The sequence below is a fragment of the Kocuria sp. HMSC066H03 genome (assembly GCF_001812045.1).
GTDB classification, from domain to species: Bacteria; Actinomycetota; Actinomycetes; order Actinomycetales; family Micrococcaceae; genus Kocuria; species Kocuria rhizophila.
In genome coordinates, this window is sequence record NZ_KV807503.1 from 290,055 (window position 1) to 304,577 (window position 14,523).

Annotated in this window: 14 protein-coding genes and 1 riboswitch; all 14 genes read left to right on the forward strand. The window is 69.7% G+C overall.

What is annotated here, in order from left to right:
- The first annotated feature begins 200 nt into the window (after positions 1–200).
- Positions 201–932, forward strand: coding sequence for a UMP kinase (gene pyrH / locus HMPREF2833_RS01215; protein WP_029603509.1), 732 nt, complete (start codon positions 201–203; stop codon positions 930–932).
- Between the two features lie 128 nt (positions 933–1,060).
- Positions 1,061–1,618: a ribosome recycling factor gene (gene frr, locus HMPREF2833_RS01220; RefSeq protein ID WP_019310869.1), complete on the forward strand. Its 558-nt coding sequence runs from the start codon at positions 1,061–1,063 to the stop codon at positions 1,616–1,618.
- Complete coding sequence (locus tag HMPREF2833_RS01225) at positions 1,618–2,595, forward strand: phosphatidate cytidylyltransferase (protein WP_039102327.1); 978 nt, start codon at positions 1,618–1,620, stop codon at positions 2,593–2,595. Before frr ends, HMPREF2833_RS01225 begins: the two co-directional genes overlap by 1 nt.
- Before the next feature lie 76 nt (positions 2,596–2,671).
- Positions 2,672–3,352, forward strand: coding sequence for a DivIVA domain-containing protein (locus HMPREF2833_RS01230; protein ID WP_070636358.1), 681 nt, complete (start codon positions 2,672–2,674; stop codon positions 3,350–3,352).
- Positions 3,353–3,505: 153 nt separating this feature from the next.
- Positions 3,506–3,895 (forward strand): DUF485 domain-containing protein, encoded by a 390-nt coding sequence (locus HMPREF2833_RS01235; protein ID WP_070636360.1) that lies wholly within the window; start codon positions 3,506–3,508, stop codon positions 3,893–3,895.
- A complete protein-coding gene (locus HMPREF2833_RS01240; protein ID WP_070636361.1) occupies positions 3,892–5,532 on the forward strand; it encodes a solute symporter family protein in 1,641 nt (546 codons plus the stop codon). Before HMPREF2833_RS01235 ends, HMPREF2833_RS01240 begins: the two co-directional genes overlap by 4 nt.
- A gap of 150 nt (positions 5,533–5,682) precedes the next feature.
- Positions 5,683–5,946 carry a GlsB/YeaQ/YmgE family stress response membrane protein gene (locus HMPREF2833_RS01245; RefSeq protein ID WP_047978649.1) on the forward strand — a complete coding sequence of 88 codons (264 nt, stop codon included), beginning with the start codon at positions 5,683–5,685 and terminating at the stop codon, positions 5,944–5,946.
- A gap of 168 nt (positions 5,947–6,114) precedes the next feature.
- Positions 6,115–7,395 (forward strand): 1-deoxy-D-xylulose-5-phosphate reductoisomerase, encoded by a 1,281-nt coding sequence (gene dxr, locus HMPREF2833_RS01250; protein ID WP_083310888.1) that lies wholly within the window; start codon positions 6,115–6,117, stop codon positions 7,393–7,395.
- A gap of 191 nt (positions 7,396–7,586) precedes the next feature.
- A riboswitch (SAM riboswitch) is annotated at positions 7,587–7,701 on the forward strand.
- Positions 7,702–7,792: 91 nt separating this feature from the next.
- The gene (locus HMPREF2833_RS01255) at positions 7,793–8,674 is read left to right on the forward strand and encodes a MetQ/NlpA family ABC transporter substrate-binding protein (RefSeq protein ID WP_019310875.1); all 882 of its coding nucleotides are present in this window, start codon (positions 7,793–7,795) and stop codon (positions 8,672–8,674) included.
- The gene (locus tag HMPREF2833_RS01260) at positions 8,671–9,723 is read left to right on the forward strand and encodes a methionine ABC transporter ATP-binding protein (RefSeq protein WP_019310876.1); all 1,053 of its coding nucleotides are present in this window, start codon (positions 8,671–8,673) and stop codon (positions 9,721–9,723) included. Before HMPREF2833_RS01255 ends, HMPREF2833_RS01260 begins: the two co-directional genes overlap by 4 nt.
- Positions 9,723–10,379 (forward strand): methionine ABC transporter permease, encoded by a 657-nt coding sequence (locus HMPREF2833_RS01265; protein ID WP_019310877.1) that lies wholly within the window; start codon positions 9,723–9,725, stop codon positions 10,377–10,379. Before HMPREF2833_RS01260 ends, HMPREF2833_RS01265 begins: the two co-directional genes overlap by 1 nt.
- Before the next feature lie 179 nt (positions 10,380–10,558).
- Positions 10,559–11,725: a flavodoxin-dependent (E)-4-hydroxy-3-methylbut-2-enyl-diphosphate synthase gene (ispG, locus tag HMPREF2833_RS01270; protein ID WP_019310878.1), complete on the forward strand. Its 1,167-nt coding sequence runs from the start codon at positions 10,559–10,561 to the stop codon at positions 11,723–11,725.
- Positions 11,722–12,579: a GNAT family N-acetyltransferase gene (locus tag HMPREF2833_RS01275; RefSeq protein ID WP_019310879.1), complete on the forward strand. Its 858-nt coding sequence runs from the start codon at positions 11,722–11,724 to the stop codon at positions 12,577–12,579. The genes ispG and HMPREF2833_RS01275 overlap by 4 nt, the downstream gene beginning before the upstream one ends.
- A gap of 99 nt (positions 12,580–12,678) precedes the next feature.
- A complete protein-coding gene (locus tag HMPREF2833_RS01280) occupies positions 12,679–14,505 on the forward strand; it encodes a proline--tRNA ligase (RefSeq protein ID WP_019310880.1) in 1,827 nt (608 codons plus the stop codon).
- Positions 14,506–14,523: the final 18 nt, after the last annotated feature.

Here is a 14,523-nt window from a genome sequence, read left to right on the forward strand (position 1 = left end):
CCCCGCCGTTTCTGTATGCTGGAGGGCGGTCTGCCGAGCCCGTGACGGACGCGATGTGTCCGCTGTGCCGCCCGAGGGCGGGGACACGCCCTGCGGACGGGTCCGACGACCAGCTCGACCACTGCCCTGACGACTCATCGCCCCCGGGAGGATCCATGCCCACCACCAACGAATCCGAGCCCCAGGACGAGGCGATCCGCATGAGCCGCGACTCCCGCCGCGCCGAGCCGGCGCGCCGCAGGGTCCTGCTGAAGCTCTCGGGCGAGGTCTTCGGCGGTGGCAGCGTTGGCGTGGACACCACCGTGGTGCGCCAGATCGCCGAGCAGATCGCCGCGACCGTGGGCCAGGTGGAGACCTCCATCGTGGTGGGCGGCGGCAACTTCTTCCGCGGCGCCGAGCTCTCCCAGGCCGGGATGGACCGCTCGCGGGCGGACTACATGGGCATGCTGGGCACCGTGATGAACTGCCTGGCGCTGCAGGACTTCCTGGAGCAGTGCGGGGTGGACACGCGCGTGCAGTCCGCGATCAAGATGGAGCAGGTCGCGGAGACCTACATTCCGCGCCGGGCCATCCGACACATGGAGAAGGACCGCGTGGTCATCTTCGGTGCGGGTGCCGGACTGCCCTACTTCTCCACGGACACCGTGGCCGCCCAGCGCGCGCTGGAGGTGCACGCCACCGAGGTGCTGATGGCCAAGAACGGCGTGGACGGCGTCTACACCGCGGATCCCCGCAAGGACCCGGACGCGCAGCGCCTGGCGAGCCTGACCTACGACGAGGCCCTCGCGAGGGACATCCGCGTGATGGACCAGACCGCGTTCGCCCTGTGCCGGGACAACCACGTGACCATGCGCGTGTTCGGCATGGAGGGCGCGGGCAACGTGACCCGTGCGGTGCTGGGCGAGGAGATCGGCACCCTCGTCACCGCCTGACGGGGCCGGACCGTCCCGTGGCGTGAGAGCCCGGGCGCGACCACCCGGGCGCGACCGTTAGAGTGGAGACCACGTTCCGTTGCCGCCGGTGCCAGACGACCGCGGCCGTTGCATAAGGAGAACCACCCGTGATTTCAGACGTCCTCTCGGAGGCCACCACCAAGATGGGCAAGGCGGTGGACGCGGCGAAGACCGACTTCTCCACGGTGCGCACCGGCCGTGCGAACCCGGCCCTGTTCTCGAGCCTGCTCGTGGAGTACTACGGCACGCCCACCCCGCTGCAGCAGCTCGCGTCCTTCCAGACGCCCGAGGCCCGCACGCTGCTCATCACGCCCTACGACCGCAGCGCGCTCAACGACATCGAGAAGGCCCTGCGGGACTCGGACATCGGCGCCAACCCCGCGAACGACGGCAACGTGATCCGCGTGGTCATGCCCGAGCTCACCGAGGAGCGCCGCAAGGAGTACGTGAAGATCGTCCACGCCAAGGCCGAGGAGGCCCGGGTGTCGGTGCGCAACATCCGCCGCCACGCCAAGGAGTCCATCGAGAAGTTCGTCAAGGACGGGGACGTGGGCGAGGACGACGGCAAGCGCGGGGAGAAGGATCTCGACGCCGCCACCAAGAAGCACATCGACCAGGTGGACGAGCTGCTCAAGAACAAGGAAGCCGAACTGCTCGGCGCCTGATGGCCTCGCCAGACTCCGACTCCGCGCCCACCTCGCACCCCGCGACCGCGCCCACGGCGCCCGCGGGGCAGGGCGTGCCGCAGCGCGACCGGGACCCGCTGGCCACCGGCTCCCTGCGGCAGGTCCTCGCGCGCCCCTTCCACCGCAGCTCCGAGCACAGGGCACCGTCCCGTGCGGGACGCAACCTCCCCGCGGCCGTGACCGTGGCGGTGGTGCTGATCGCCACGCTGCTCACCGGCCTGTTCTACGTTCCGCTGGTGCTGGCCCTGCTGGCCGGGGCCGCGTCGGGCATCGGGGTGTGGGAGGTTGCACGGTCCCTGACCTACAAGGGTGTGCAGATCCCCAAGGTCCCCGCCGTCATCGCCGCGGTGCTCATGCCCCTGGCCGCGTTCTTCGGAGGCGGCGAGGCACTGTCCATGGCGCTCGTGCTCGCGGTGACGCTCGTGGTGGTGTGGCGCGCCTTCGGGCCGCGGCACGGCATGATGCTCTCGATCATGGGATCCGTGTTCGCCCTGGTGTGGGCGTCCTTCCTGCTGAGCACCGCGGTGCTGCTCTACCACTCGCCGGACGGCTCCCGGAAGGTGCTCACGGTCATTCTCCTGGCCATCAGCTCCGACACCTTCGGCTACGCGGTGGGGGTGGTGTGGGGCAAGCACCCCATGGCTCCCAGGATCTCGCCCAAGAAGTCCTGGGAGGGTTTCGCCGGCTCCGTGGGCGGCGCCGTGGTGGTGGGTGTGCTGTGCGCCGAGTTCCTGCTGGAGATGCCGTGGTGGCAGGGTGCGGTGCTGGCCGTGGCCATCGTGGCAGTCTCCACGGTGGGGGACTTCTCCGAGTCCATGATCAAGCGCGAGATCGGGATCAAGGACATGGGGACCCTGCTGCCGGGCCACGGCGGTGTGATGGACCGGATCGACTCGATCCTGTTCGCGGTGATCACCGGCTACGTCATCTTCGAACTGTTCAGCGCCCTGGCCTGACGCCACGCCGGGGCACCGCTGCCGGGGCCGGTCACCGCGCGTGACCGGTCCCGATCTCGTTCTCGAAAGGGCTCGCATGACATCTCAGGACCGTTTCCCCCGCTGCGGCGACCGGCTGTGGGGCTACGACACCGCCCAGGTGGACGACCTCCTGGACCGCCTCGACGCCCTGCGCGCCACCACGACGCCGCCCGCGGCCTCCGAGCCCGTGCCCACCTCCGTGCGGGTGGATTCCGCCGCCCGCACCCCCGCCGGCGAGGGCACCGACTCGGCCACGGGCTCCCACGCGGTGGGGGACCGGCGCATGGGCAGTCGGCAGCTGCGCGAGCGGGTCTTCGACCGCGCCCGCGGCGGCTACGACCCCGCGGCCGTGGACGCGCACCTGGACGTGCTGGAGGACGAGCTGTTCGAGCGCGAGCGCACCGTGTTCATCGAGGAGCACGGCGAGCAGCGGTGGAACGAGCACGTGGAGTGGCTGGGCGGGCTGCTGCTGGGACGGCTCAACCGGCCCCACTCCGAACGCTTCCGCCGCCCCCGCAAGCACCGCACCCAGGGGTACTCCGCGGCAGAGGTGGACGTCCTGTGCGACCGCCTGGTGGCGGAGCTGCGCAGCGGTGAGGACGTCTCTCCCGAGCTCCTGCGCCACGCGGTGTTCCGCCCGGCCCAGGGCCAGCGGTGCTACGAGGAGCAGCAGGTGGACGCCTTCCTGGACCGCGCGGTGGAGTTCGTGCTCGCGGTGCGCGGCAGGGGCGCCTGACCGGCGATTCTGTATACACAGTGTCGGACGATCTGCATGGACTGCCAGTGAATCGCCCGTAATTTCAAGGATTGTTGCAGCAGTTTTCCGCCACCTCTTGTGTCTTTGGATACACAACTCCTAGTGTGGTGCTCATCACACTAGGAGGCACTCATGGCATCCACGTCCTCGGTCGACCCGAACGGCTCCCCGGCAGCCTTCGTCATCGACTTCCCCGCGGTGCAGCGCTCGGAGCAGTTCCAGCGCCTGCGCAAGACCCACCGGTCCTTCGTGTTCCCCATGGCCGTGGCGTTCCTGGTCTGGTACCTGCTCTACGTGGTGCTGGCCATCTACGCTCCCGGCTTCATGTCCACCCCGGTGGCGGGCAACATCAACCTGGGGCTCGTCCTCGGGCTGCTGCAGTTCGTCACCACGTTCGGCATCACCGCGGCGTACGTCGCGTTCGCCAACCGCACCCTCGACCCGCAGGCCACGGCGCTGCGCGAGGAGCTCGAGGCATCCCTCGACAAGCAGACCGAGACCGACCAGGAGGTCCGGCCATGATCGCCGTTCCCGCCATGTCCCTGCCTGCGGTGCACCTCGCGCAGGAGAGCTCCGCGACCGTGGGCAACCCCGCGATCAACATCTCGATCTTCCTGGGCTTCGTGCTCGTCACGCTGGTGGTGGTGATCCGGGCGTCCAAGTCCACCGCCACGGCGGCCGACTACTACGCCGGCGGACGCTCCTTCTCCGGAACGCAGAACGGGCTGGCCATTGCCGGTGACTACCTCTCCGCGGCGTCGTTCCTGGGCATCGTGGGGGCCATCGCCCTGCAGGGCTACGACGGGTTCCTCTACTCGATCGGTTTCTTCGTCGCGTGGCTCGTGGCGCTGCTGCTCATCGCGGAGCCGCTGCGCAACACGGGCAAGTTCACCATGGCGGACGTCCTCTCGTTCCGGCTGCGCCAGCGCCCGGTCCGTGTGGCGGCCTCCATTTCTACGCTGGCGGTCACCTTCTTCTACCTTCTGGCGCAGATGGCGGGCGCGGGTGCGCTCGTGTCCCTCCTGCTGGGCATCAGCTCCAAGGCTGGCCAGTCACTGGTGATCGTGATCGTGGGCGTCATCATGATCGTCTATGTGCTTGTGGGTGGAATGAAGGGCACCACCTGGGTGCAGATCATCAAGGCGTGTCTGCTCGTGACCGGCGTGGCCGTCATGACGGTGTGGATCCTCGCGATGTTCGGCTTCAACCTCTCCGCCATCATGGGTGCCGCGGTGGAGACCAACAACAACCCCGCGATGCTCGAGCCCGGACTGAAGTACGGAGTGAGCGAGATCTCCAAGCTGGACTTCATCTCCCTCGGACTCGCGCTCGTGCTCGGCGCGGCGGGGCTGCCCCACGTGCTCATGCGCTTCTACACGGTCCCCACGGCCAAGGAGGCCCGCAAGTCCGTGGTGTGGGCCATCACCCTGATCGGCATGTTCTACCTCTTCACCCTGGTGCTCGGCTTCGGCGCCTCCGCCCTCATCGGAGCGGACCGGATCAAGAGCGCACCCGGGGGAGTGAACTCCGCCGCACCCCTGCTGGCCTACGAGCTCGGTGGATCGGTGCTCATGGGTCTGATCGCGGCGGTCGCGTTCGCCACCATCCTGGCCGTGGTCGCGGGACTGGCCATCACGGCGTCGGCGTCCTTCGCGCACGACATCTACACCTCCGTGATCAAGAAGGGGAACTCGGACCCGCGCCAGGAGCTGCGCGTGGCCAAGACCACCGTGGTGGTCATCGGCCTGATCTCCATCGCCGGCGGCATCGGCGCCCAGGGGCAGAACGTGGCATTCCTCGTGGCTCTGGCCTTCGCGGTTGCGGCCTCCGCCAACCTCCCGACCATCCTGTACTCCCTGTACTGGAAGCGCTTCACCACCCGCGGGGCCGTGTGGTCCATGTACGGCGGGCTGATCCTCTCCGTGGTGCTGATCGTCTTCTCGCCGGTGATGTCCGGCTCGGAGACCTCCATGATCCCCGGTGCGGACTTCGCCATCTACCCGCTGTCCAACCCGGGCATCATCTCCATCCCAGCCTCGTTCCTGCTGGGCTTCCTGGGATCGGTGACCGAGCGGCGCCGTGAGGATCCCCTCAAGCAGTCCGAGATGGAAGTGCGTTCCCTCACAGGTGTGGGCGCCGAGAAGGCCGTCTCGCACTGACTCCACCGCGACGGCCCCGGTTTTCAGGGGCCGCCGCGGTGCACCGGAGCCCATAGACCCCCAAACTGGTAGTACACTGAGCGACGGTTCGCTGACCAGAGCGACTGCGGGCAACCGCACGCGTTTGCAACGAAAACTTGAGGTGGAGAAATGGGCATTTTCAGCTGGATCATCCTCGGCATCATCGCTGGCGCTCTCGCCAAGCTGATCCTGCCGGGCAAGCAGGGTGGCGGGATCATCGTCACCATGATCCTCGGCATCGTGGGCGCCCTGCTGGGCGGCTGGCTCGGGTCGTTCATCCCGGGTCTGAGCAACGGCATCGACGGCATCAGCTTCGGCACCATCATCACGTCCATCGTGGGCGCGATCATCGTGCTGCTGATCTACGGCTTCGTCGTCGGCCGTCGCCGCTGACACGCACGGGTCCGAGAGGACCATTGGGCAAGGGCGTCACCCTCGGGTGGCGCCCTTGCCGTCTGTCCAGGGCCGTGACGACAACCCCCGGTGGCTAGGGCGGATCTCGGGCGTGCCAGAACCCTGGGCGGGGAAGGCCTGGTCGGACGGGCGCGTCATACTGGTGCCATGACCTCCGCAGCCATGACTCCCGACCTCGACCGCGCCACCCGTGAGGCTCCCCGCCGTCTGGTGGTTCTCGGCTCCACGGGGTCCATCGGCACGCAGGCGCTCGAGGTGGTCGGAGCCGCCGCCCGCCTGGCCCGTCCGGAGAGCGGAGCCACCCACCCGCCCTTCGAGGTCCTCGCCCTCGCCGCGGGTGCGGGCCACCTCGAGCTCCTCGCGCAGCAGGCGGTGGACTTCAGCGTGGCGGCCGTCGCCACCAGCGGGTCCGCGCAGGACGCCGCCCGGCTGGGTGAGCTGATCGACGACGCCGCCCGGGCGGCACGCTCCCCGGCGCCGCGGCCCGAGATCCTCCACGGCCCCCGAGCCGCCGCACAGGTGGCCGCGTGGGAGGGCGCGGACGTGGTCCTCAACGGCATCACCGGAAGCATCGGTCTGGAGCCCACGCTGGCGGCCCTGGAGGTCGGGCGCCGGGTGGCGCTCGCCAACAAGGAGTCGTTGATCGCGGGCGGTCCGCTGGTCACGGCGGCCGCCGCGGCCACGGGTCTCACGGATGCGCTGATCCCCGTGGACTCCGAGCACTCCGCGATCGCCCAGGCGCTGCGCTCCGGGACGGCCGGGGAGGTGGACCGTCTGGTGCTCACGGCGTCCGGGGGACCGTTTCGCGGCATGACCCGGGAGCAGCTGGCCCACGTGAGCCCCGAGCAGGCCCTGCGGCACCCCACCTGGGACATGGGCCCCATGGTCACCACGAATTCCGCGACCCTGGTCAACAAGGCCCTCGAGGTGCTCGAGGCCAGCCTGCTCTTCGACGTCCCGCTCGAGCGGATCGACGTGACGGTCCACCCCCAGTCCGTGGTGCACTCCATGGTCCAGTTCACGGACGGCTCCACTCTCGCGCAGGCCTCGCCGCCGGACATGCGGCTGCCGATCGCGCTGGGCATCGCGTGGCCCCACCGGGTCACGGGTGCGGCCGCCGCGTGCGACTGGACGCGCGCCGCCGAGTGGACCTTCGAGCCGCTGGACGCCGAGGCCTTCCCCGCCGTGGAGCTGATCAAGCACGCCGGGGGGCTCGGCGGCACGTGGCCCGCGGTGTTCAACGCCGCGAACGAGCAGGCGGTGCACGCGTTCCACCGCGGGGAGCTCGGATTCCTGCAGATCGTCGAGCTGGTCTCGCGCGTGGTCGACGAGCACGACGGCGTGCGCGAACCCCGCCTGGAGGACGTGCTCGAGGCGGAGACGTGGGCCAGGGCGCGCGCGGACGAACGGATCGCGGGAGGTCGCTGAACCGGTCTGCCAGTCCGAACTCCCACTGCGGGCGTCGCCATGCCCGGGGGGGCGCTCGAGGGGGGGGAGGGAGCCAGGCGCGGCCCCGGGGTGCGCCGTGGCACGCGATGACGCCGTGCGGACGGGGGCGGACCGGGCGGCGTCGTCCGGCGGTACGGGAACCTGCGAGCACCGTGCTACAGTTCTGGGCGGATGACGAGATCCGGCGCGAAGCTCTGGCTGGCCGGACGGCAACCCTCTCCCGTAGCGGGGTGCCCCAGATGACCATCCGGCCGCGGTTCGAACAGATCACGGCAAGTGCGGTTTTCCTCGAATGGCACGTGTCTGATCATTGCCCTCATCCAGGTGGGACTGTTTGCTCCGCGCATCCGTATCCCGACCCTGGAAAGGCATCACCGTGCGAAGCAAGCGCCTGATCCCCGTTGTACTGGCCACCACCCTGGGCCTGACCCTCACCGCGTGCGGCGGCCCCGAGAACACCGATCCCATGGCCGACGGCAAGATCACCATCGGCATCGTGGGCGCCACCCCCGTCCAGGATGCGTTCAAGGAGGTGGCGGCGCAGAACGACGTCACCGTGGAGTTCGTGGACTTCAGCGACTACAGCCAGCCGAATCCCGCCCTGAAGAGCGGGGACATCGACATGAACTGGTTCCAGCACATCGCCTACCTGGCGGACTACAACAACAACTCGGGTGACACGATCACCCCCGTGGGCTCCACGTCCATCTTCCCGCTGGGGCTGTACTCCAAGTCCGTGAAGTCCGTGGCCGACTTCAAGGACGGGGACGAGATCGCCGTTCCCAACGACTCCATCAACCTCTCCCGGGCGCTGAGCCTGCTGGAGCAGCAGGGCCTGGTGACCTTCACCAAGGACACGATCGCCCCCACCGAGCAGGACGTGGACACCGAGAAGTCCAAGGTGAAGGTCCGCCCCGTCTCCGCGGAGCAGACCGTGCTGTCCATGGATTCCGTGGCCGCCTCCGTGGTGAACAACGACTTCCTGGACCGCGCCGGGCTGGACCCGAACAAGGCACTGGCCCAGGACGACCCCACCGCGGACAGCGCCAAGGTGTACGACAACATCTTCGCCGCCACGCAGGCCAATGCGGAGAACGAGACCCTCAAGAAGGTTGCGGGTTTCTACTACGACGACAAGGTGCTGGAGGCCGAGAAGCAGGAGACCAAGGGCACCGCGGTGCCCACCGAGGTGGACCAGCAGGAGCTCAAGGACCTGCTGTCCCGCTACTCCGAGGACCTCAAGGGGCAGAGCAAGTGAGCCCGGCGCCCGAGGCGCAGACACTGGTCAGCTTCCGGGACGTCAGCAAGGTCTTCGTGACCGGCTCCAAGCGCCGCACGCGCACGGTCACCGCCGTGGACTCCGTGGACCTGGACATCCGGCGCGGGGAGATCTTCGCCGTCATCGGCTACTCGGGTGCCGGCAAGTCCACGCTGGTGCGCCTCATCAACGGCCTGGAACCCATCACGTCCGGCAGCCTGCAGGTGGCCGGCCGCCAGGTGGACGGCCGCAGCGAGACCCAGCTGGCCCCGATCCGCCGGGACATCGGGATGATCTTCCAGCAGTTCAACCTGTTCACGTCCCGCACCGTGGCCGGCAACATCGAGTTCCCGCTCAAACGGGCCGGGTGGAAGCCGGAGGACCGCAGGGCGCGGGTGGCAGAGCTGCTCGAGTTCGTGGGGCTCACCGAGCGCGCTGGCAACTACCCCGAGCAGCTCTCGGGCGGCCAGAAGCAGCGGGTGGGCATCGCGCGAGCGCTCGCCACCAACCCCGAGCTGCTGCTCGCGGACGAGTCCACGTCCGCACTGGACCCGGAGACCACGCAGGAGGTCCTGAGCCTGCTGCGACGCGTCAACCGTGAGCTGGGGATCACGATCGTGCTGATCACCCACGAGATGGACGTGGTGCGCGCCGTCGCCGACCGTGTGGCGGTCATGGACTCCGGGCGGGTCGTGGAGACCGGGACCACCGCGGAGCTCTTCGCGCACCCGAGGGCGGAGACCACCCGCAAGTTCGTGTCCTCCGTGATGCGCACCGTGCCGCAGGAGGACGAGCTCGCCAAGCTCCGGGCGGAGCACCCGGGCCGGCTCGTGCTCGTGGACGTCACCGACCGCAACAGGATCGGCTCGGTGCTCTCCGACGCCGCGCGGGACGGCGTGGCCTTCGAGATCGCGTTCGGCGGGATCTCCATCCTGCAGTCACACACGTTCGGGACGCTCACGCTGTCCCTCGACGGGCCCGACGACGCCGTGTCACGGGCCATCGAGGCCCTGCGCGCGGTCACCACGGTCCAGGAGGTGTCCGAGTAATGGACTGGTCCACTCTCGGCCCGCAGTTGCTGCAGGCAACCGGGCAGACGCTCTACATGGTCTCGGTGACCCTGGTCCTCGCGGGGCTCCTGGGCCTCGCGGTGGGCGTGGGGCTCTACGTGACACGCCGGGGCAACATCCTGGCGAACAGCGCGGTGTTCACCGTGCTGAACCTGCTGGTGAACTTCGTGCGACCCATCCCGTTCATCATCCTGCTCGCGGCACTGGGGCAGGTCACGGAGGCGGTGGTGGGCACCCGGCTGGGGCCCAACGCCGCGATCTTCGCCATGACCATCGGCGCCACGTTCGCCGTGGCGCGGATCGTGGAGCAGAACCTCATGACCGTGGACCCGGGGGTCGTGGAGGCCGCCCGGTCCATGGGGGTCTCGCGGTGGAAGATCATCACCACGGTGGTGCTCCCCGAGGCGCTCGGCCCCCTGGTGCTGGGCTACACCTTCCTGGTCATCGGCATCACGGACATGTCCGCGATGGCGGGGGCGATCGGTGCCGGCGGTCTGGGCGACTTCGCCCTGCGCCTGGGCTACCAGCGCTTCAACGACCAGGTCACGTGGGCCGCGGTGATCGTGATCATCATCCTGGTCCAGCTCGTGCAGTTCTTCGGCAACTGGCTCGCACGCAAGATCATGCGCCGGTGACTTTCCGTCCCGGGCTCGACGCCGCCCCCGGCCACGCACGCGCGTGGCCGGGGGCGGCGTCGTTATGCCGACGACCGGCGGGCGTCAGCCACGTCGGAGGAGTGGGGCACAATGGGGGGAGCAACGTTCGCGGGGCGCGCGACTCGGGCCCCGCAGGTCGATTCCCCTGGAGGAAACACGTGACGTCGGTCAATCTCGGCATGCCCGCAGCGCCCCAGCCCGTTCTGTCCCCGCGGCGCACAACCCGTCAGATCCGGGTGGGATCCGTGGGAGTGGGCTCGGAGTCGCCCATCAGCGTGCAGTCGATGACCACCACCCCCACCACCAACATCAACGCCACGCTGCAGCAGATCGCGGAGCTCAACGCCGCGGGCTGCGACATCGTGCGCGTGGCGTGCCCGTCCCAGGACGACGCCGACGCCCTGCCGATCATCGCGAAGAAGTCCCCGATTCCGGTGATCGCGGACATCCACTTCCAGCCCAAGTACGTCTACGCCGCGATTGACGCCGGGTGCGCCGGTGTCCGCGTGAACCCGGGCAACATCCGCAAGTTCGACGACCAGATCGAGGGCATCTCCCGCGCCGCGGAGGCCGCCGGGGTGTCCATCCGGATCGGCGTGAACGCGGGCTCCCTGGACAAGCGGCTGCTGGAGAAGTACGGCAAGGCCACCCCCGAGGCGCTCATGGAGTCCGCCGTGTGGGAGGCATCCCTCTTCGAGCAGCACGACTTCCACGACTTCAAGATCTCCGTGAAGCACAACGACCCCGTCACCATGGTGCGGGCCTACCAGCTGCTCGCGGAGCGCGGGGACTGGCCGCTGCACCTCGGTGTCACGGAGGCCGGGCCTGCGCTGCAGGGCACCGTGAAGTCCGCCACCGCGTTCGGCATCCTGCTGTCCCAGGGCATCGGGGACACCATCCGCGTGTCCCTGTCCGCCCCTCCCGTGGAGGAGGTCAAGGTGGGCAACCAGATCCTGCAGTCCCTCGGACTGCGCCCGCGCAAGCTGGAGATCGTCTCGTGCCCGTCCTGCGGGCGTGCGCAGGTGGACGTGTACAAGCTCGCGGAGGAGGTCAACGAGGGGCTCGCGCACCTCACCGTGCCGTTGCGCGTGGCCGTGATGGGCTGCGTGGTGAACGGGCCGGGCGAGGCCCGCGAGGCGGACCTCGGGGTGGCCTCGGGCAACGGCAAGGGCCAGATCTTCGTCAAGGGCGAGGTCGTCAAGACCGTTCCCGAGGACCAGATCGTGGAGACCCTGCTGGCCCAGGCCAACGAGATGGCCGAGAGCATGGAGCTGGACGAGAACGGCCAGCCCGTGGAGGGCTCCCCGGTCGTGACCGCCGGGTGATCCGGCGTCGGGGCGCGCGGGCGCTCGCACCCGCCGCCGTGGACCCCGCGGCACTGGACCGGCTTCTCGCGCAGGACCCGGTGGCCTCCGTGTTCGTGGCGTCGCACGTGCAGCGGGTTCGTGCCTCCGGGGCCCGCCGCCCGCCGGTGTACGGGGTGGCCGCACCCTCGGGGGAACTCGTGGGTGCGTGCTGGGCCGGGACCAACGTGGTCCCCGTGGTGCTGGACGAGCGGGGAACGGACCTCGTGGCGGACGCCCTGGCCCGGGGCGGGCCCCGCTTCGCCTCGTTCTTCGGCCCGGCAGAGCCGGTGCTCGGACTGTGGGAGCGGCTGCGGGACTCGTGGCCCGCGCCGTTCGACGTGCGTCCAGTGCAGCCCCTGCTGGTCATGGACCGAGACCCCGACCCCCGCCTGCTCGCCGGCCCCGCGAGTTCCGTGCACTGGGGGAGCGAGGCGGACCTCGAGCGGGTGCTCCCCGCGGCGGCCGCCATGTTCACCGAGGAGGTCGGCTACTCGCCCCTGGGCAGTGGCGCCCACGGCTACCGGGAGCGGATCCGGTCCCTGCTGCGCGACGGTCGCACCGCGGTGCTCGCCGACCACCGCGGGGACGTGGTGTTCAAGGCCGACATCGGCTCTCTGCACGGCGGGGTGTGCCAGATCCAGGGGGTGTGGGTGGCCCCCGAGCACCGGGGCAAGGGCCTCGCCGTCCCCTGCATGGCCGCGACCGTGGCCATGGCCCGGCGGCAGGCCCCAACCGTGAGCCTCTACGTCAACGACTACAACGCCCCCGCGCTGGCCACCTACCGCCGTGTGGGGTTCCACCGTCACGGGGATTTCGCCACCGTGCTCCTGTGAGCACGGTGGGGCTGACCCCCGGGACGCGCCACAGCGATAGACTCGCCGCAGACATCAGCAGCTTCGATCGGCCCGGTCACGGGCGGTTAGGACCTATTCGTGCCGCTTCGCCTCAGTTCCCTGTTCCTGCGCACCCTGCGTGAAGATCCGGTGGACGCCGACGTCGACAGCCACAAGCTGCTCGTGCGCGCCGGCTACATCCGCCGCGCCGCCCCCGGCATCTACACGTGGCTGCCCCTGGGCCTGGCCGTGCTGCGCAGGGTCGAGAAGATCGTCCGCGAGGAGATGGACGCGATCGGCGCCCAGGAGGTCCACTTCCCGGCGCTGCTGCCGCGTGAGCCGTACGAGGCCACCAACCGCTGGACCGAGTACGGCGAGAACCTCTTCCGGCTGCAGGACCGCAAGGGCGCGGACTACCTCCTGGCGCCCACGCACGAGGAGATGTTCACGCTGCTGGTCAAGGACATGTACTCGTCCTACAAGGACCTGCCCGCGATGCTCTACCAGATCCAGACCAAGTACCGTGACGAGGCCCGTCCCCGCGCCGGTCTGCTGCGCGGGCGCGAGTTCATCATGAAGGACTCCTACTCCTTCGACGTGGACGACGCCGGGCTGGACGAGTCCTACGCCAAGCACCGGGCGGCCTACGTGCGGATCTTCGAGCGGCTCGGGCTGCCCGTGGTGGCGGTCTCCGCCACCTCCGGTGCCATGGGTGGATCGCGCTCCGAGGAGTTCATGCACCCCTCGGCGGTCGGCGAGGACACCTTCGTCCGCTCCGCCGGCGGGTACGCCGCGAACGTGGAGGCCGTGACCACCGTGGTCCCGGAGTCCGTGGACTACGCGGACGCACCGCCCGCACAGGTGCACCGCACTCCGGACAGCCCCACGATCGAGACCCTCGTGGCCCGGTCCAACGAGCTGCACCCCCGCGAGGGCGAGCCCTGGACCGCGGCGGACACCCTCAAGAACGTGGTGCTCTCCGTCTCCCTGCCGGAGGGACGCAGACAGCTCGTGGCCGTGGGCATTCCCGGGGACCGGGACATCGACCTCAAGCGGGTGGAGGCCGGCATCGGCGAGGCCCTCGGCGAGGGTGGTGAGCTGGAGGTCGCGGCCGCCACGGAGGACGAGCTGCGGGCCGTCCCCGAACTGGTCAAGGGCTACATCGGTCCGGGACTGACCCGGGACGAGCCGCTGCTCGGCGCCGAGTCCCTGACCCGCATCCCCTACTTCGTGGATCCCCGGGTGGTGCCCGGCACGCGTTGGATCACGGGCGCGAACGTCGCGGAGTCCCACGTGTACGACCTCGTGGCGGAGCGCGACTTCACGTGGGACGGAACTCTGGAGGCCTGCACGGTCCGCGACGGCGATCCCGCACCGGACGGCTCCGGGCCGCTGGAGATCGCCCGTGGCATGGAGATGGGCCACGTGTTCCAGCTCGGCCGCAAGTACGCGGAGGCACTCGGCCTCAAGGTGCTGGACAGCAACGGCAAGCTGGTCACCGTGACCATGGGCTCCTACGGCATCGGGGTCACCCGGGCGCTCGCGGCCGTGGCGGAGTTCTACCACGACGACAACGGCCTGCTGTGGCCGCGCGATCTCAGCCCCGCGGACCTCCACGTGGTGGCCACGGGCAAGGGTCCGGAGGTGCTGGAGGCCGCCGAGGAGATCGTGGCGCACCTCGAGGCCGCGGGCATCAGCGTGCTCTTCGACGACCGTCCCAAGGTCTCCCCGGGCGTGAAGTTCCGGGACGCCGAGCTGCTCGGTGTGCCCACGGTGCTCGTGGTGGGGCGGGGGCTGGCCGACGGCCTGCTCGAGCTCAAGGACCGCCGCAGCGGCACCAGCCGGGACATCCGGCGGGACCAGGTGGTCGCGGAGATCACCGCCGAGCTGCAGGGTCAGAACGGCCCCGCAGCCGAGTCCCTGTAGCGGACGCGCGACGCACGG